Annotated in this window: 17 protein-coding genes; 7 read left to right on the top strand and 10 right to left on the bottom strand. The window is 71.7% G+C overall.

What is annotated here, in order from left to right; all coding sequences use genetic code 11:
• The first annotated feature begins 269 nt into the window (after positions 1-269).
• Positions 270-2,045 carry a 2-isopropylmalate synthase gene (gene leuA / locus ACZ4M8_RS03200; protein WP_467602913.1) on the top strand — a complete coding sequence of 592 codons (1,776 nt, stop codon included), beginning with the start codon at positions 270-272 and terminating at the stop codon, positions 2,043-2,045.
• 269 nt (positions 2,046-2,314) lie between these two features.
• Positions 2,315-3,022, top strand: a complete 708-nt coding sequence (locus tag ACZ4M8_RS03195; protein ID WP_467602911.1) for a tellurite resistance TerB family protein — start codon at positions 2,315-2,317, stop codon at positions 3,020-3,022.
• Positions 3,023-3,108: 86 nt separating this feature from the next.
• Here ACZ4M8_RS03195 and ACZ4M8_RS03190 read toward each other — a convergent pair whose 3' ends face one another.
• From ACZ4M8_RS03190 to ACZ4M8_RS03165, 6 genes are read right to left on the bottom strand one after another with little or no spacing between them, the layout of a single operon-like run.
• Positions 3,109-4,332, bottom strand: coding sequence for a cytochrome P450 family protein (locus ACZ4M8_RS03190; RefSeq protein WP_467602910.1), 1,224 nt, complete (start codon positions 4,330-4,332; stop codon positions 3,109-3,111).
• Positions 4,257-5,681: a cytochrome P450 family protein gene (locus ACZ4M8_RS03185; RefSeq protein ID WP_467602908.1), complete on the bottom strand. Its 1,425-nt coding sequence runs from the start codon at positions 5,679-5,681 to the stop codon at positions 4,257-4,259. Before ACZ4M8_RS03185 ends, ACZ4M8_RS03190 begins: the two co-directional genes overlap by 76 nt.
• The gene (locus ACZ4M8_RS03180; RefSeq protein ID WP_399097134.1) at positions 5,678-6,256 is read right to left on the bottom strand and encodes a GTP-binding protein; all 579 of its coding nucleotides are present in this window, start codon (positions 6,254-6,256) and stop codon (positions 5,678-5,680) included. Before ACZ4M8_RS03180 ends, ACZ4M8_RS03185 begins: the two co-directional genes overlap by 4 nt.
• Before the next feature lie 28 nt (positions 6,257-6,284).
• Positions 6,285-6,644 (bottom strand): DUF742 domain-containing protein, encoded by a 360-nt coding sequence (locus ACZ4M8_RS03175; protein WP_399091255.1) that lies wholly within the window; start codon positions 6,642-6,644, stop codon positions 6,285-6,287.
• Entirely contained in the window at positions 6,641-7,066 is a 426-nt protein-coding gene (locus tag ACZ4M8_RS03170; RefSeq protein ID WP_467602907.1) for a roadblock/LC7 domain-containing protein, read from the bottom strand. Before ACZ4M8_RS03170 ends, ACZ4M8_RS03175 begins: the two co-directional genes overlap by 4 nt.
• A complete protein-coding gene (locus ACZ4M8_RS03165) occupies positions 7,063-8,517 on the bottom strand; it encodes an ATP-binding protein (RefSeq protein ID WP_467602905.1) in 1,455 nt (484 codons plus the stop codon). Before ACZ4M8_RS03165 ends, ACZ4M8_RS03170 begins: the two co-directional genes overlap by 4 nt.
• Before the next feature lie 1,076 nt (positions 8,518-9,593).
• Here ACZ4M8_RS03165 and ACZ4M8_RS03160 point away from each other — a divergent pair.
• The 4 genes from ACZ4M8_RS03160 to ACZ4M8_RS03145 all read left to right on the top strand — a co-directional run bounded on the left by ACZ4M8_RS03160 (position 9,594) and on the right by ACZ4M8_RS03145 (position 12,065).
• Positions 9,594-9,788 (top strand): hypothetical protein, encoded by a 195-nt coding sequence (locus ACZ4M8_RS03160; protein ID WP_078654204.1) that lies wholly within the window; start codon positions 9,594-9,596, stop codon positions 9,786-9,788.
• Positions 9,785-10,012: a hypothetical protein gene (locus ACZ4M8_RS03155; protein WP_467602904.1), complete on the top strand. Its 228-nt coding sequence runs from the start codon at positions 9,785-9,787 to the stop codon at positions 10,010-10,012. The genes ACZ4M8_RS03160 and ACZ4M8_RS03155 overlap by 4 nt, the downstream gene beginning before the upstream one ends.
• 399 nt (positions 10,013-10,411) lie before the next feature.
• Positions 10,412-11,158, top strand: coding sequence for a DNA repair protein RecO (recO, locus tag ACZ4M8_RS03150; RefSeq protein WP_467602903.1), 747 nt, complete (start codon positions 10,412-10,414; stop codon positions 11,156-11,158).
• Between the two features lie 88 nt (positions 11,159-11,246).
• A complete protein-coding gene (locus ACZ4M8_RS03145) occupies positions 11,247-12,065 on the top strand; it encodes an isoprenyl transferase (protein ID WP_345085093.1) in 819 nt (272 codons plus the stop codon).
• A 70-nt stretch (positions 12,066-12,135) separates the two neighbouring features.
• Here the strand turns inward: ACZ4M8_RS03145 and ACZ4M8_RS03140 are convergent, their stop codons facing one another.
• The 4 genes from ACZ4M8_RS03140 to ACZ4M8_RS03125 all read right to left on the bottom strand — a co-directional run bounded on the left by ACZ4M8_RS03140 (position 12,136) and on the right by ACZ4M8_RS03125 (position 15,361).
• Positions 12,136-12,558, bottom strand: coding sequence for a Fur family transcriptional regulator (locus ACZ4M8_RS03140; RefSeq protein ID WP_450958511.1), 423 nt, complete (start codon positions 12,556-12,558; stop codon positions 12,136-12,138).
• 118 nt (positions 12,559-12,676) lie between these two features.
• Positions 12,677-13,585, bottom strand: coding sequence for a metal ABC transporter permease (locus tag ACZ4M8_RS03135; RefSeq protein ID WP_467602901.1), 909 nt, complete (start codon positions 13,583-13,585; stop codon positions 12,677-12,679).
• Position 13,586: 1 nt separating this feature from the next.
• Positions 13,587-14,381: a metal ABC transporter ATP-binding protein gene (locus ACZ4M8_RS03130; protein WP_467603457.1), complete on the bottom strand. Its 795-nt coding sequence runs from the start codon at positions 14,379-14,381 to the stop codon at positions 13,587-13,589.
• Positions 14,382-14,416: 35 nt separating this feature from the next.
• Entirely contained in the window at positions 14,417-15,361 is a 945-nt protein-coding gene (locus tag ACZ4M8_RS03125) for a metal ABC transporter substrate-binding protein (RefSeq protein WP_467602900.1), read from the bottom strand.
• 205 nt (positions 15,362-15,566) lie between these two features.
• On the opposite strand from ACZ4M8_RS03125, the gene ACZ4M8_RS03120 reads away from it, so the two are divergent.
• On the top strand, positions 15,567-16,949 hold the full coding sequence (locus tag ACZ4M8_RS03120; protein ID WP_467602898.1) for a glycine--tRNA ligase: 1,383 nt from the start codon (positions 15,567-15,569) through the stop codon (positions 16,947-16,949).
• Positions 16,950-16,981 lie beyond the last annotated feature (32 nt).

Raw genomic sequence — 16,981 nt, 5'->3', positions numbered from 1 at the left:
GTGCCTGATCGCATTCCGGCCGTGTTGTCCATGCGGTCCCGCATACTGATACGGGGCCGCAGGACTCGATCGCCTCGGTTAAGGTGCAGGGCATCATGCGTTTCGGGCTGCTTCTCCTTAGCTGCCGCGGCGAGGGCCTGTAGTCGTAGGCCGACCCCCTCCCCGCGGAGTTCGGTGCTGCGAGCGATCGCCCCGTCGGCCTTTCCCCGAGCCCCGGACGCATCCCGGGCCGGGGACATCCGCGGACTGCACGAGGAGCCCCAAGCACCATGTCGACCCCGACCCCCGCCGAGAACGCCGTCGGCCGTCCCACCCCGGTCACCAACGCCACGCAGACGCAGCGGCCCTCCGGTATGCCGGTCCACAAGTACGGCCGGTACGAAGCGGTGGACATCCCCGACCGCACGTGGCCGGAAAAGCGCATCACCAAGGCGCCCCGCTGGCTCTCGACCGACCTGCGCGACGGCAACCAGGCGCTGATCGACCCGATGTCCCCCGCCCGTAAGCGGGAGATGTTCGATCTGCTGGTGAAGATGGGCTACAAGGAGATCGAGGTCGGCTTCCCCTCCTCCGGCGAGACCGACTTCAACTTCGTCCGCTCCATCATCGAAGAGGGCGCGATCCCCGAGGACGTGACGATCTCCGTCCTGACGCAGGCGCGCGAGGACCTGATCGAGAAGACCGTCGAGTCGCTGCGCGGCGCCCGCCGCGCCACCGTCCACCTCTACAACGCCACCGCCCCCACCTTCCGCCGGGTCGTCTTCCGCGGCTCCAAGGACGACATCAAGCAGATCGCGGTGGACGGCACCCGGCTGGTCATGGAGTACGCCGAGAAGATCCTGGGCGACGAGACGGTCTTCGGCTACCAGTACAGCCCGGAGATCTTCACCGATACCGAGCTGGACTTCGCGCTGGAGGTCTGCGAGGCGGTCTGTGACGTCTGGCAGCCGGAGGCGGGCCGCGAGATCATCCTGAACCTGCCGGCCACGGTCGAGCGCTCCACCCCCTCGACCCACGCGGACCGCTTCGAGTGGATGTCGCGGCACCTGACCCGCCGCGAGTTCATCTGTCTGTCGACCCACCCGCACAACGACCGCGGCACCGCCGTCGCCGCCGCCGAACTGGCCGTGATGGCCGGCGCCGACCGCGTCGAGGGCTGCCTGTTCGGCCAGGGCGAGCGGACCGGCAACGTCGACCTGGTCACCCTGGGCATGAACCTCTTCAGCCAGGGCGTCGACCCGCAGATCGACTTCTCGCAGATCGACGAGATCCGCCGGACGTCCGAGTACTGCAACCAGATGGAGATCCACCCGCGCCACCCCTACGCGGGCGATCTCGTCTACACCGCCTTCTCCGGCTCCCACCAGGACGCCATCAAGAAGGGCTTCGACGCCATGGAGGCCGACGCGGCGGCCCGCGGCAAGACCGTCGACGACATCGAGTGGGCGGTCCCGTACCTGCCCATCGACCCGAAGGACGTCGGCCGTTCCTACGAGGCGGTCATCCGCGTCAACTCGCAGTCCGGCAAGGGCGGCATCGCGTACGTCCTGAAGAACGACCACAAGCTGGACCTGCCGCGCCGGATGCAGATCGAGTTCTCCCGCACCATCCAGGGCAAGACCGACGCCGAGGGCGGCGAGGTCACCCCGGCGGCGATCTGGGAGACCTTCCAGGACGAGTACCTGCCCACCCCGGAGAACGCCTGGGGCCGGATCGCGCTGCGCTCCGCGCAGACCTCGACGACCAGCGAGGGCACCGACGCGCTGACCGTCGAGGCGGTCGTCGACGGCACCGACACCGTCCTGACCGGCACCGGCAACGGTCCGCTGGCCGCGTTCATCGACTCGCTGCACGCGATCGACGCGGACGTACGGGTCCTGGACTACGTCGAGCACACCATGAGCGAGGGCGCCGCGGCCCAGGCCGCCGCCTACGTCGAGTGCGCCATCGGCGACAAGGTCCTGTGGGGCGTCGGCATCGACGCGAACATCGTCCGCGCCTCGATCAAGGCCGTCGCCTCGGCCGTCAACCGCGCCTCCCGCTGAGCCGCCACCGCGCCCGTCCGGTGCCCCGTCCGCCCGTACCCCGTGTACGCGGCGAGCGGGGCACCGCGCGTACGGGGCCGGGCCGGCGTCAACCGGCCGCCCGCCGCTTCGTCCCGGCGGGGGCGCCCTCCGTCATTCGGCCGTTGTCCGTCCGGGGTGCTGACGCCGGATCGCGGATGTGGCTAACATCACGTCGGTGCGGCGAAGGGGCCGAGAAGCAGACGTTCGGTGCCCTCATGGCTACGGGGGAGATACGGAGGTCTGACGCGATGGTCAAGCTGGGTGTGGTGGGCGTACGCACGTCCTGGCGGACCGTCGCCGACGGCGAGTTCTTCTGCCCCGACTGCGGCGGCGACCGCAACTACCGGCGCCGCACCGGCCACCGCCGCCTCACCGTCCTCGGCCTCCCGCTGTTCTCCCGTGGTCAGGCCGGACCGGTCGTCGAATGCTCCGCCTGCCGGGGCCGCTTCGCGCCGGACGCCCTGGACCACCCGACCACCGTGCGGCTCTCCGCGATGCTGCGGGACGCGGTGCACACCGTCACGCTGGCGCTGCTGGCGGCCGGCGGCACCACCTCGCGGGCGGTGCGGGAGACCGCCGTCGCCACCGTCCGCGACGCCGGGTTCCCCGACTGCTGCGAGGATCAGCTGCTGACCCTCCTCGCCGCGCTCGCCGCGGACACCGGCGCGCTGTCCCCCGCGTGCGGGACGGTGACCGGCGACGACGGCGCGGCCCGCGGCCTCGACCCGTGCGGTACGGCGCTCGCCATCGAGCTGCACGCGGCCCTCGGCCCGCTCGCCCCGCACCTCGCCCCGGCCGGCCGGGAGGCGCTGCTGCTCCAGGCGGCCCGGATCGCCCTCGCCGACGGCGCGTACACCCCCGCCGAGCGGGAGGTCCTGGCGACCGTCGGCACCGCCCTGACGCTGGCGGGCGCGGACACCGAGCGCCTGCTGGCGGCGGCCCGCACCCCGTCCTGACCGGCCCGGCCGCGTCCCTCGTCCGGACGGCCGCCGGCCCCGTCACCCCTCGTGGGGCGGCGGGGCCGGCGGCCGTTCGCGTGCGGTCAGCCGCGGGTCAGGCGGACCGGCAGTTCGCGGAAGCCACCGACGATGAAGCCGCCCGAGGGCTGGAGCTTCTCGACGGGGACGGCGAAGTCCAGGTCGGGGAAGCGGCCGAAGAGCGCCGGGAGGGCGATCCTGGCCTCCATCCGGGCCAGCGGGGCGCCGAGGCAGTGGTGGACGCCGTGGCCGAAAGTGAGGTGTTCGGGGTCGGCGCGCCGGATGTCGAAGGCGTCCGCGGTGGGGCCGTGGCGCTCCGCGTCGCGGCCGGTGGCGGCGATGGCCGCGAGGATCGGCTCGCCCTGGCGGATGATCTGGCCGTCCGGCAGCGCGATGTCCTCGACGGCGAAGCGGAGCGGCAGGTTGGCGACGCTCGGCGACCGGCGCAGGGTCTCCTCGATGACGTCGTTCCAGCTCGCCTTCCCGTCCCGGATCAGCTGGAGCTGGTCGGGGTGGGTGAGCAGGGCGTGCACCGCGTTGCCGATGAGGTTGACGGTGGTCTCGTGACCGGCGACGAGGACGAGCAGGAGGGTGTCGATCAGCTCCGCCTCGCTCATCTTCTGCCCGTCGTCGTCGCGGGCGGAGACCAGCAGGCTGGTGAGGTCCTCGGCGGGCTCTTTCCGCTTCGACGCGACGAGGTTGCCGAGGAGTTCGTGGATGGCCACCAGCGTGATGCCGGCCTCGTCCGGGTCGACGGTGGTCATGATGATCTCGGAGAGCCGGGCCAGCTCCGCGCGGGTGTCGCCGTCCGGGATGCCGAAGAGTTCGCAGATGACCTGCATGGGCAGCGGGTGGGCGAGCCCCTCGCGCAGATCGGTGGTGACGCCGGCGGGCACCGCCGCCAGCTCGTCGAGGAGCGCGGTGGTGATGCGTTCGACGGACGGCAGCATCGCCTCGGTGCGGCGGGCGGTGAACGCCGGGGCGATCAGCTTCCGCAGCCGCCGGTGGTCGTCGCCGTACGCGGTGAACATGTTGTTCACCCCGACCCAGGTCTGGAGCCAGGTCTCGTGGTACTCGCCGCGCTGCCAGGCGGGCCAGTGCGCGCGGGCGTTCTTGGAGACGCGGGGGTCGGTCAGCAGCTCCTTGAGCAGGGCGTGGCCGGTGATCGCCCATGCCTCGGGGCCGTCGGGCAGCTGGACCCGGGTGGCGGGGCCTAGCGCGCGGAGGCGGGCCGCCTCGCCGTGGATGTCGGCTCCGGTCGGGTCGATGGCGACGGGCTGCTGTCCCATGGGGTGGCTCCTGCCTGGTCGGGAGTGATGGGGGTGAAGCGGGCCGGAAGGGCCGCGAGGGCCCGTTGGAACCCGCCGGGCCGCCACGTCAACGTCTCGGCCGGAACGGCGAGTTCGATGTCGGAGAGCCAGGCGGTGAGACGCTCGATCGCGGTGGTGGCGATCACCAGCGCGTGCCGCTGCACCGGGCACATGTGCGGCCCCGCCGCCCATGCCAGATGGGCGCCGCTGCCCGACCGGTCGTCGAGCGAGACCCGGCCGAACTGCGTGTTGGCGGCGGCGTACGAGACGAGTACCAGCTGTCCCGCGCGCACCCAGGTGCCGTGGAAGAACACGTCGCGGCGCGGGTAGTGGGCGGAGTAGTTGGCCACCGGCGGGTCGTTCCACAGCACCTCGTCGATGGCGTCCTTGGCGGTGAGGGCGCCGCCGGAGAGGGTGCTGTAGTAGCGGTCGTCGGAGAGCATCCGGGAGAGCGCGTTGCCGATGAGGTTGGAGAGCGGTTCGTTGCCCGCCGCCAGGGTGACGACGATCTGCGCGATGACCTCGTCGTCCGCCAGCCCGTGGAGATGGTCGAGGAACCATGAGGTGAGGTCGGCGCCCCGCTCGGCCTTCTTCCGGCCGACCAGCTCCATGATGTACGCGGTGAACGCCGCGTCGGCGCTGGTCGCCTCCTCGGGCGTCGCACCGTCCATCAGCCCGCCCACGGCGGCGATCAGCTGGTCGCCGTACTCCTCGGGCATGCCGAAGAGGTTGTTGAACATCAGCAGCGGCAGCCGCTGGGCGTACTCCGGCATGAGGTCCGCATCGCCGCGGGCGCCGAATTTCCGGATGAGGCTGTCGGCGGCGTGCCGGACGCGGGCGCGCAGTTCGTGCGGTTCGACGAGCCGGAAGCTGTCGGTGATCACCTGGCGGTAGCGCCGGTGGGTGTCGCCGTCGGAGAAGAGGGCGTTGGGCCGCCAGCCGAGCATCGGCAGCACCGCGGAGTCCGGCGGCACGGTCCGCTGCCAGCTGCGGGAGTCCTTCGACCAGGTGGTCTCGTCGTTGAGCAGGTCGAGGGCGGCGCGGTAGTCGGTGACCAGCATCGCGGTCACGCCGGCGCCGATCTCGACGGGCGCCAGCGCGCCGTACTGCCGCAGATGGGCGTAGTAGCGGTGCGGATCGGCCGCGAACTCCGGGTCGTACATCCTGACCAGCCCGCTCTGCTCGCCGGTCGGGTGCGGGGCGGGGGCGCCGCCGGGCGCGGCGGGGCCGGGCGGGCGGCTCTCCGGCGGTCCGGCGGACGCCCCGCCGTGCGCGTGCGCGGGGCAGCCGGGCGGCGGGGCGGCGCCCGGTTCGTACGGGGAAGTCACGGGTTCTGGTTCTCCTGGGGCGTATGGGCCAGCACATGTCCGACGAGGGCGATCAGCGCGTCGACGGACTGGTCGCGGTCGCGTGCGTCGCAGAGCACCAGCGGTGTCTCGGGGTGCAGGTCGAGGGCGTCGCGGAGCTTTTCGACGTCGTAGTGCGGCGCGTCCGGGAAGGTGTTGACGGCCACGGCGTAGCGCAGTCCGGCCTCCTCGATGATGTCCATCACCTCGAAGGAGTCCGCCAGCCGGCGGGTGTCGGCGAGGACGAGGGCGCCCAGCGCGCCGCGGGCGATGTCCTGCCACAGCGGACGGAACCGCTTCTGCCCCGGGGTGCCGAAGAGGTACAGCACGAGGTCGCCGGGGAGGGTGAGCCGCCCGAAGTCGATGGCGACGGTGGTGGTGGTCTTCTCCCGCACCCCGGCGAGGTCGTCGACGAACGCGCCTGACTGCGTCATCACCTCTTCGGTGTGCAGCGGCCGTGTCTCCGACAGCGCGCGGATCAGCGTTGTCTTGCCGACCCCGAACGGCCCGGCGACCAGCAGTTTGACGAGTGTCTGGTCGCTGCCGGACAGGTACATCGAGCCGCCGCCGGTGGCGGGCGCGCCACTAGGACTTGAGAGAGCGGAGTCCATCGAGAACCCTCTCCAGGATCTGCCGGTCGAATTGCTCGGCTTCGGGTATGGGGACACGGGCGTGCAGCCGTCCGGCGTCGACGAGGTCGGCCACCAGGACCTTCACCACGGAGACGGGCAGCCGCAGATGGGCGGCGACCTCGGCCAGCGACAGCGCCCCGGGCCGCAGCAGCTCCAGGATCCGGCGCTCCTCCGGCCGTAACTCGCTGGTGGGCGGCGCGTCCACGCCGTGCAGGAGGGTCAGCCGGTCCAGCGTGTTGCGGCTGGGCCGGGCCCGTCCGCCGGTGGCCAGATAGGCCGGTACGAGGCGCCTGCCGTTCTGCCGCGGGGTCATGCGGGGCTGCCGAGGTCCCGGGCCGGGCTGTTCATGACCTTGGCGCCCAGCGTCGCCACCTGCACCTGCATGTGGTGGGCGACGATGCCCATGTTGACCTCGGGCCCGGCGAAGACCGCCAGGCAGGTGTTCTCGCCGGCGGGGATGGCGAAGACCCAGCCCTGCTCGGATTCGACGACGGTCTGCCGCAAGGTGGCGTCCCGCTCGGCGAAGGCGGCGGTCACCGCGCGTCCGGCGCCCTGGAGCGCGGACATCATCGCGGCGACGCCCTCGGCCGCCTCCCGGGTCAGACCGGGCGAGGAGCCCTCGATGAAACCGTCCCCCGAGATGACGGCGGCGTGGATGACGTGCGGCAGTTCCAGGAGCGGGGCCAGCACCCAGGACTTGTCCTCGGTGACGCGGCGGCGGGTGGGCGTGTTCATGCGTGGGGATTCCCTTCGGGGGAGCGAGGGAGCTCCGGCCGGGCGGCGGCCGCCCGCCCGGACTCGGTGCCCTGCTGGAGCGCGGCCCAGCGGGAGGCGGTTTCTTCGGGCGTACGGTCGGCGACCGGTTCGCTACGCGGCAGGTTCGGCTCGGGCTCGGCGACGGCCCGGCGGCGCCGGCGGCGCGGCAGTTCGTCCTCGGAGCCCGGGGCGGCCCCGGGCTCGGGGTGCCCGGCCGGCGCGCCCGGTGCGTACGACGCGGCGGCCGGAGCGGGGGCGTGCGGGGCGGCGACCGGCGCGGGGCTGGTGCCGCTGCCCGTCGCGGGGACGGCGCCCGCCGCGGTGGCCGGGCGGTGCGGTACGGGGGCCATGACGGACATCGGCTGCCGGCTCTCGTCGAGGACGGTCAGGAGCGGATCACCCGGGATGTAGATCACCGCGCGCACCCCGCCGTACGGCGAGGACTCGACGTGCACCCCGAAGCCGTACTGGCGCACCAACTGGCCGGCGGCGGCGAAACCGGCCCGTGGCGGGTCGCCGAGCTGGGTGAGCAGGACGTCGCGGTCGCCGGACATCAGCGCCATGGCGTGCTCGATCTCGTCGGGGTGCATCCCGACGCCGTAGTCGTCGATGATCACGGAGGCGCCGCGGTTGCCCTGCTGGAGCGTGACGGTGACCGGCAGTTCCCGGTGCGAGTGGTGCAGCGCGTTGGCGAGGAGTTCGGTGACGGTGATCGCCACCGGCTCGACGGCGCGGGCGACGACCGCGACCGGGTCCCGCAGCTGGTTGCTGACCTGCACCCGCTCGTAGCCGCGCAGCCGGGAGGTGGCGCCGACGACGAGTTCGGCGAGGTAGGAGTCCTCCCGGGTCAGACCGGGCCAGGCGCCGCAGACGACGCCGGTGGCCTGGATGCGCCGCAGCGCCTGCTCGTTGAGGAAGTCCGCGTGGAGCAGGTCCTGGGCGACGGCCGGGTCGTCGTGGCGGTGCTGCATCTCCTGGAGGGCGGTCTGCAGGCGGTAGAGCAGCGCCTGGATGGTGGTGGTCGCGCCGCGCAGCGTGGCCTGGGCGGCGGCGTCGACCCGCAGCCGCTCCTTGGTGACCGCCTCGGAGATCTGGTCCAGGACGGCGGTGAGCGCGTGGTCGGTCTCGGAGTCCGCGAACCGCGCGTCGAGGAGCCCGCGTACGGGGATGTGCGGATGGGCCAGCGACGTGGTCAGGTCCGGGATGCGCGCACCGGCCAGATGGCGGATCTCCGCCTCGGTGGCCCGCAGCCGGGCGGTGAGTTCGGTGTTGCCGCGTACCGTCGCCGCGTGCTGTTCCTCGGTGGCGGTCAGGCGCCCGGTGAGGATCTTGCGTTGCCGCTGCGCGCGGAGCAGGCACCCGGCCAGCACCACGGCGGCGGCCGTTCCTGCGCTGAGGCACCACAACAGCGCCTCCGGTATGGATGTCATCGGGGATCCTCGTTGGGGGAACGGGCCGGTGGACACGGTTTCCGTCCGGTCGGCAGTGACGCCGCGCAAGCGTCAACTGTGTGGTGGGGTACCGAGCCTGACGGGATGTTACCGGCGCGTCGGGATGGCGGACGGGTCGTTCCCGGTGTGGTCGAAGGGGCGCGGAAGGTGTGCTGCGGACCCGTGGGCCGAGGGGGGAGCGGGCGGGGGCGCTCCCGGGCGGCGGTGGCACGCGGAGGGCCGCCGTGCCGCCTCCGGCGGTCGCCGCGGGTGCCGCCGGAGCGGATGCGGGTGCGCCGCGGCGGGGTGTTCGAGCGGGCGGCGGTGCATTGCGTGCCTTCCTCCGACGCCGTTTGCGGCCAGGTCAGGGATGCCCGCGGCGAGGGCCGCGGCGACGAGAAGAGAGCGTAGGTGGCCACCGCGCCCTTCACCAGGGAGACGCGGAGGGAGATCGTCACCCAACCTCCCGGAGGAAAAGGGGAGTTGACGGGAGGGGCTCGGTGATCTACGGGTGCGCGCGGCAGGGCGGCGGCGCGCGGACGGGAACGGGCGCGCGGACCGGCGCGGCGGGCATTTCCGCGCGCCCGTTCCGTGCGCTCCCGCGCCCCGGCGCCCCGTTCAGGATCACCCGGACGGCGGCGCACCGGCGGCGTCCGGCTCCGTGCCCCGCCGTGAACTCCGCCGGGGCTGACGGATTTTCGCTCACCCTCTGAGCTTTTCTCGAAAGGACGGCCGGATTTCCGGTCTCCGCGGAATAAGGGGCACCGCGCCGAAAGGGGGCTTACGGTGCGGTGCGTTCCCGCTCGCCGGGCCCTGAGGCGGGCTGCTGGAAAAGGAATGCGTGCGCGAACGGACGCCCCTTGCGCCGGGGGCGGCCTTTCGCCGGAGCGGTCGACCGGCGCCCGTGAATGGGCCCCTGCGGTCCGGGGTTCACCTCCATGTGAAGCATTGGCCATAACCCGGCCCGGGTTACCCGGGCCGGGCTTTGCGGTGCGCCCCTCGTTGCGCACTCCGGGCCGAGGGGTCACTCTTTACCCCCCAACGGCGAAAGCTCCGACAGAAGGTGTGGGTCTCCGATGGACCGGATCGAAGAAGTTGAATCCGTCACCAAAGAATTGCGAAATACCCTCGCGCGCGCGGGAATCGTCCTGCCGTCCCTTGGCCCCGACCCCGTTTCCTGCGCCAATTACGCCATGCTCCCGCTGGTGGAATTGGGCCGCTGCACGATGGATGTCGCCCGACGGCTGACGGACGCGCTGGGGGAGCGATGAACACCGTGGGCCGCCCGCCGGTCGGCGCCTTCGCCCTCGATATCCGTACGGCCCGGGTCGGCAAGGTCGTGGCGGTCGACGGCGAAATCCTCCGGCTCCGGCCGATCGGCGGCGGCCGGGACTGGGAATGTGCCTGTACGACGGTCCGGCCGGCCACCGTCACCGAACGTCTCCGGGCGACGACCGCGTACGTGAACGCCCGCAGCAGAGGCGAATTGGCCTGACGCCCTTCCCGGCGGGGTCCGGGCCGAAATGGCTCCACCCCGCCGCCCGGCGGCCCTCTTCGTCCGCCGATGCGCGCTTCTCCGGCCACTTCACCGCCAGGAATATCCCCGGCCTTCCGAGTTTCCCGAGCCTTCCGCGATTTCCGCCGTTACCGGCATTTCCGCCGTCCCCGCCCGCGTCGCCGGTGCGCGTTTTCCCGCCGGGGCCGGCCACCCGGCCACCCGGCCACCCGGCCACCCGGCCGCCGGGCCGCCCCGCCCCTCCGCGCGGCCCCCGATTCCGGCCCGCCGGTCCGTCGCCCCGCCGTGTCGCCCGTGCCCCCGCCGGGCCCCGCGCCCCGTCCGCCGCCCGCACCGGGCGGGCCCCGGGCGCCCCGCGCGGTGCGGGACAATGGCGCCATGAGTCTGTTCCGCGACGACGGCATCGTGCTGCGCACCCAGAAGCTCGGGGAGGCGGACCGGATCATCACGCTGCTCACCCGTGGCCACGGCCGGGTGCGGGCCGTCGCACGCGGCGTGCGGCGCACCAAGTCGAAATTCGGCGCCCGGCTGGAGCCGTTCTCCCACGTCGACGTGCAGTTCTTCGCCCGCGGCAGCGAACTGGTCGGGCGCGGGCTGCCGCTGTGCACGCAGAGCGAGTCGCTGGCGGCGTACGGCGGCGGGATCGTCACCGACTACGCCCGCTACACCGCGGGCACCGCGATGCTGGAGACCGCGGAGCGCTTCACCGACCACGAGGGCGAACCGGCGGTGCAGCAGTACCTCCTCCTCGTCGGCGGACTGCGCACGCTCGCCCGCGGCGAGCACGAACCGCACCTGGTGCTCGACGCCTTCCTGCTGCGCTCCCTGGCGGTCAACGGCTACGCGCCCAGCTTCGACGGCTGTGCGAGATGCGGGCTGCCCGGCCCGAACCGGTTCTTCTCGGTCGCCTCGGGCGGGGTGGTGTGCGGCGACTGCCGGGTCCCGGGAAGCGTCGTACCCTCCTCGGAGGCCATCGGGCTCCTCAGCGCGCTGCTGACCGGCGACTGGGAGACCGCGGACGCGAGCGAACCCCGGCACGTCCGGGAGGGCAGCTCACTCGTCGCGGCGTATCTGCACTGGCATCTGGAGCGCGGACTGCGTTCGCTCCGGTACGTGGAGAAATAGCCCGGCGGTAGGGTCCGGGCGGCGGCGCGAAGCCGCCCGGCGAAATGGATCGACCTCGGTATTCAAGACAATGGGAGACGTGGGCCGCATGGCACGACGCGGAATTCTGGGCCGTAATCGACGCGAATACGAGACGCCCGAGCCGCACCCTTCCGGTGCGCGTCCCCCGAAGATCCCGGGGGAGCTGGTCCCCGAGCACGTGGCCATCGTCATGGACGGAAACGGCCGGTGGGCCAAGGAGCGCGGGCTGCCCCGTACCGAAGGGCACAAGGTCGGCGAGGGCGTCGTGCTCGATGTCCTCAAGGGCTGTATCGAAATGGGCGTGAAGAACCTCTCCCTCTACGCTTTCTCCACCGAGAACTGGAAGCGTTCCCCGGACGAGGTCCGCTTCCTGATGAACTTCAACCGCGATGTCATCCGGCGGCGGCGCGACGAAATGGATGCGCTGGGTATCCGTATCCGCTGGGTCGGGCGTATGCCGAAGCTGTGGAAGTCCGTTGTCCAGGAACTCCAGATCGCCCAGGAGCAGACCAAGGACAACGACGCGATGACGCTGTATTTCTGCGTGAATTACGGTGGGCGGGCGGAGATCGCGGATGCCGCCGCGGCCATCGCCGCGGACGTGAAGGCGGGCAAACTCGACCCGTCCAAGGTCAGCGAGAAGACGGTCGCCAAGTACATGTATTACCCGGACATGCCGGACGTTGATCTCTTCGTTCGCCCGTCGGGCGAACAGCGCACCTCGAACTATCTGATCTGGCAGAGCGCCTACGCCGAGATGGTGTTTCAGGACATTCTCTGGCCTGATTTCGACCGCCGGAACCTCTGGGAAGCCTGCCTGGAGTACGCCAAGCGCGACCGCCGGTTCGGCGCGGCACCGATCGCCGAGGGCGAGTCGGCGACCTGATCCGGCGCCGGGCACACGAAAGGGCCGCCTCCCGCTCGGGGAGGCGGCCCTTTCCGCGTACGGGGCTCCGCTACTTCTGCTCGTCCGCCGCGCAGTCGCCGCAGGTACCGAAGATCTCGATGGTGTGGGCGACATCGCGGAAGCCGTGCTCCGCGGCGATCTGGTCGGCCCACTTCTCCACCGCCGGGCCCTCCACCTCGACCGCCTTGCCGCAGGTGCGGCAGACGAGGTGATGGTGGTGGTCGTCGGTGCTGCACCGGCGGTAGACGGCCTCGCCGTCGCTGGTCCGCAGGACGTCGACCTCACCGGCGTCCGCCAGCGACTGGAGCGTGCGGTAGACGGTGGTCAGGCCCACCGAGTCGCCCCGGTGCTTGAGCATGTCGTGCAGTTCCTGGGCGCTGCGGAACTCGTCGACCTCGTCGAGAGCGGCCGACACCGCGGTCCGCTGTCGCGTCGACCGGCCGCGTACCGGGGATCCCGCGCTCGTCGCCACCGTTGCCTCCTAGGTCGTGGTCGTCCCCCTGGACGGGCGTGTGGCCATTGTGCCAGGTGATGACCGGATCGCCGGGGGACCACTTACCTCCCTCGCGGCGTCGCGGGCCGGTCCGCGCTCAGACCCGCACGTCGTCCGCCGGAGCGCGGCCCCCGGGTACTTCCAGGGTGCACCCGTCGGCGCCCCCGGCGGCGGCCCGCGCCCGTTTCCTGGCGAGCGGCGCGGCGAGCAGCGTGAAGAGGACGAAGACGGCGATGGCGAAGAGCACGATCGTCGCGCCGGACGGCACGTCGACGTAGTACGAGGTCGCGGTGCCGGTCAGGGTGACGCCGACGCCGATCGCCACGGCCAGCGCGAAGGTGACCGCGAAACTGCGGCTGATCTGCTGGGCGGCGGCGACCGGGATCACCATCAGCGCGGAGACCAGCAGCAGGCCGACGACGCGCATCGCGACGGTGACGGTGACCGCGGCGGTGACCGCGATCAGCAGGTTCAGCAGCCGCACCGGCAGACCGGTGACGCGGGCGAACTCCTCGTCCTGGCAGACCGCGAAGAGTTGCCGCCGCAGCCCCACGGTGATCGCCAGGACCAGCGCGGCCAGTACGCAGATCGCCGTCATGTCCTGCGCGGAGACGGTGGTGATCGAGCCGAAGAGGTACGTGCTGAGGTTGGCGTTGGAGCCGGCGTCGGAGAGGTTCATCAGCATCACACCGCCCGCCATACCGCCGTAGAACAGCATGGCCAGCGCCAGATCGCCGCGGGTCCTGCCGTACCAGCGGATCAGCTCCATGGCGACGGAGCCGGCGATGGCGACGAAGGTGGCGATCCAGACCGGGCCGGCCCACGCGGAGCCGCTGTTGATCAGGAAGCCGAGGCCGACGCCGGTGAGGGCGACGTGGCCGATGCCGTCGCCCATCAGGGACTGGCGGCGCTGGACGAGGTAGATGCCGATGGCGGGTGCGGTGACGCCGACGATGAGGGCGGCGATCAGGGCCCGCTGCATGAAGGCGTAGTTCAGGATTTCCATGTCAGCTCAGCAGTCCCGTCCCCAGCGCCGCGGGCGCCGTGTCGTCGGCGTGCGGGTGGACGTGGTCGTGACCGGGCAGGGCGTGCTGGCCGACGGCCTCCGGCGGCGGCCCGTCGTGGACCACGCAGCCGTCGCGGAGCACCACCGCCCGGTCGATCAGCGGCTCCAGCGGGCCCAGTTCGTGCAGGACGAGCAGGACGGTGGTGCCGCGGGCGACCTGTTCGCGCAGCGCGTCCGCCAGCACCTCCTGGCTGGCGAGGTCCACCCCGGCCATCGGCTCGTCCATGATCAGCAGTTCCGGTTCGACGGCCAGCGCGCGGGCGATCAGCACCCGCTGGTGCTGGCCGCCGGAGAGCGCGGCGGCGGAGTCCTTGGCGCGGTCGGCCATCCCGACCAGCTCCAGCGCGCGGTGGACGGCCTCGCGGTCGGCCCGGCGCGGCAGCCCGAAGCGGCTGCGGGCCAGCCGCCCGGAGGTGACGATCTCCCGGACGGTGGCGGGCACCCCGCCCGCCGCCGTGGTGCGCTGCGGTACGTAGCCGACGCGGTGCCACTCCTTGAAGCGGCGCAGCGGCGTACCGAAGAGGGTGAGGTCGCCGCCGGTCAGCGGGACCTGGCCGATGACGGAGCGGACGGCCGTGGACTTGCCGGAGCCGTTGGCGCCGAGCAGCGCGACGACCTCTCCGGCGTGGACGGTCAGATCGACGCCGCGCAGGACGGGGCGGGCGCCGAGCGACGCGGTGGCGCCGCGCAGCGCGATGACCGGCCGGTCGTCTCGCGGGGATGCCGCTTCTTCCATGCTGACCTCCGTCGTGGCGGGCCCGGGGTGGCTGGTCACTTGGTGCCGAGCGCCTTCTGGAGGGCGGCGAGGTTGGCGCGCATGACGCCGAAGTAGTCCTTGCCGCGGGAGGCGTCGGTGATCCCCTCCAGGGGGTCGAGGACGTCGGTCTTCAGGTGCAGGTCGCCGGCGAGCGCCTTGGCGGTGGCCGGGTTGGCGAGCGTTTCGAAGAAGACCGTCGAGACGTGGTGCTTCTCGGCCACGGTGTGGAGGGCCTTGATGCGGTGGGCGCTCGGCTCGGACTCGGGGTCGAGGCCGTTGATGGCCTCCTCGGTCAGTCCGTAGCGCTCGGCGAGGTAGCCGAAGGCCGCGTGGGTGGTGAGGAAGGTGTCCGAGGCGCGGTTCTTCAGGCCCTCGGTGAAGTCGGCGTTCAGCCCGTCCAGCTTCTTGACGAGGGCGTCGGTGTTCTTCTGGAAGTCGGCCTTGTGGCCGGGGTCGGCCTTGGCCAGCGTCGCGTTCACGCCCTTGGCGACCTCGGCGTACTTCACCGGGTCGAGCCAGATGTGCGGGTCGGCGTCGGAGCCGGAGGCGGCGTGGCCGTGGTGGTGGCCGTCGACCTCGTTGCCGTGCTCCTCCAGGGAGGTCATGGCCGCGGCGTCGGCGATGTTCTCGACGCCGGACTGGGCGACCGCCTCGTCCACGGCGGGCTGGAGTCCCTTGAGGTAGACGATCGCGTCGGACTCGCCGAGCTGACCGGTCTGCTTGGGGGACAGCTCCAGGTCGTGGGGTTCGACGCCGGGCTTGGTGAGGTTGGACACCTCGACGTGGTCGCCGCCGATCTGCCGGGCGAGGAACTCCATCGGGTAGAAGGACGCCGTCACCCGCAGCTTCCCGCCGCTGCCGCCGCCGGTGGCGCCGGAGGAGCAGGCGGAGAGAGTGAGCAGGGCGAGTCCGCAGGCTCCGGCGAGGGCTGCGGTGGATATGCGACGGCGTACGTTCATGACAGTCATTTTCAACAAAAGTGGAAACGATTGTCAACAACATGTTCGAACGGGGCCGTGGGACGGGTGGTACCGGGAGGAAGCGGAGAGGCGCCCCGGCGAATTGGTCCGGGGGGTACGGCCGCCGGTAACCTGAATCATTCACCCGCACCGGCGCGCAGCGCCGCCGCCGTCCATCGTTCGCCGTCGTAATGAAGAGAGCACCGTGGCCGCCGACAAGATCGACAGCATCGTCAGCCTGAGCAAGCGCCGTGGCTTCGTCTACCCCTGCAGTGAGATCTACGGCGGTTCGCGCGCCGCCTGGGACTACGGTCCGCTGGGCGTCGAGCTGAAGGAGAACCTCAAGCGCCAGTGGTGGCGCGCGATGGTCACCTCGCGCGAGGACGTCGTCGGTATCGACTCGTCGGTGATCCTGGCCCCCGAGGTCTGGCAGGCGTCCGGCCACGTCGCCACCTTCACCGACCCGCTCACCGAGTGCACCTCCTGCCACAAGCGCTTCCGCGCCGACCACCTGGAGGAGGCGTACGAGGCGAAGCACGGCCGCCTCCCCGCCAACGGCCTCGCCGACCTGAACTGCCCGCACTGCGGCAACAAGGGCGGTTTCACCGAGCCCAAGCAGTTCTCCGGTCTGCTCTCCACCCACCTCGGCCCCTCGCAGGACACCGCCTCGGTCGCCTACCTGCGCCCCGAGACCGCGCAGGGCATCTTCACCAACTTCGCGCAGGTCCAGCAGACCTCCCGGAAGAAGCCCCCGTTCGGCATCGCGCAGATGGGCAAGTCCTTCCGCAACGAGATCACGCCGGGCAACTTCATCTTCCGCACCCGCGAGTTCGAGCAGATGGAGATGGAGTTCTTCGTCAAGCCGGGCGAGGACGAGCAGTGGCACGAGTACTGGATGGCCGAGCGCTGGAACTGGTACCGCGACCTCGGCATCCGCGAGGAGAACATCCGGTGGTACGACCACCCCAAGGAGAAGCTCTCCCACTACTCCAAGCGCACCGCTGACATCGAGTACCGCTTCAACTTCGGCGGCACCGAGTTCTCGGAGCTGGAGGGCGTCGCCAATCGCACCGACTTCGACCTCTCCGCGCACGCCAAGGCGTCCGGCCAGGACCTCTCCTACTTCGACCAGGAGGCCGGCGAGCGCTGGACCCCCTACGTCATCGAGCCGGCGGCGGGCGTGAACCGCGCGATGCTCGCCTTCATGCTCGACGCGTACATCGAGGACGAGGCGCCGAACGCCAAGGGCAAGATGGAGAAGCGCACGGTCATGCGCCTCGACCCGCGCCTGGCGCCGGTCAAGGTCGCGGTCCTGCCGCTCTCCCGCAACCCGCAGCTCTCGCCGAAGGCCAAGGGCCTCGCCACCGACCTGCGCAAGAACTGGAACATCGAGTTCGACGACGCCGGCGCCATCGGCCGCCGCTACCGCCGCCAGGACGAGATCGGCACCCCGTTCTGCGTCACCGTCGACTTCGACACCCTCGACGACAACGCCGTCACCGTCCGCGAGCGCGACACCATGAAGCAGGAGCGCGTCTCCCTGGACCAGATCCAGGCATACCTGGGCGCGCGGCTGCTCGGCTGCTGACCCGGGGCGGGCGCCTCGCCCGCGTACGCCGC

The organism is Streptomyces sp. NPDC027185 (genome assembly GCF_055567035.1).
The sequence above is the reverse complement of the archived record's forward strand: the minus strand, read 5'-3'. Positions and strand labels throughout refer to the sequence as shown.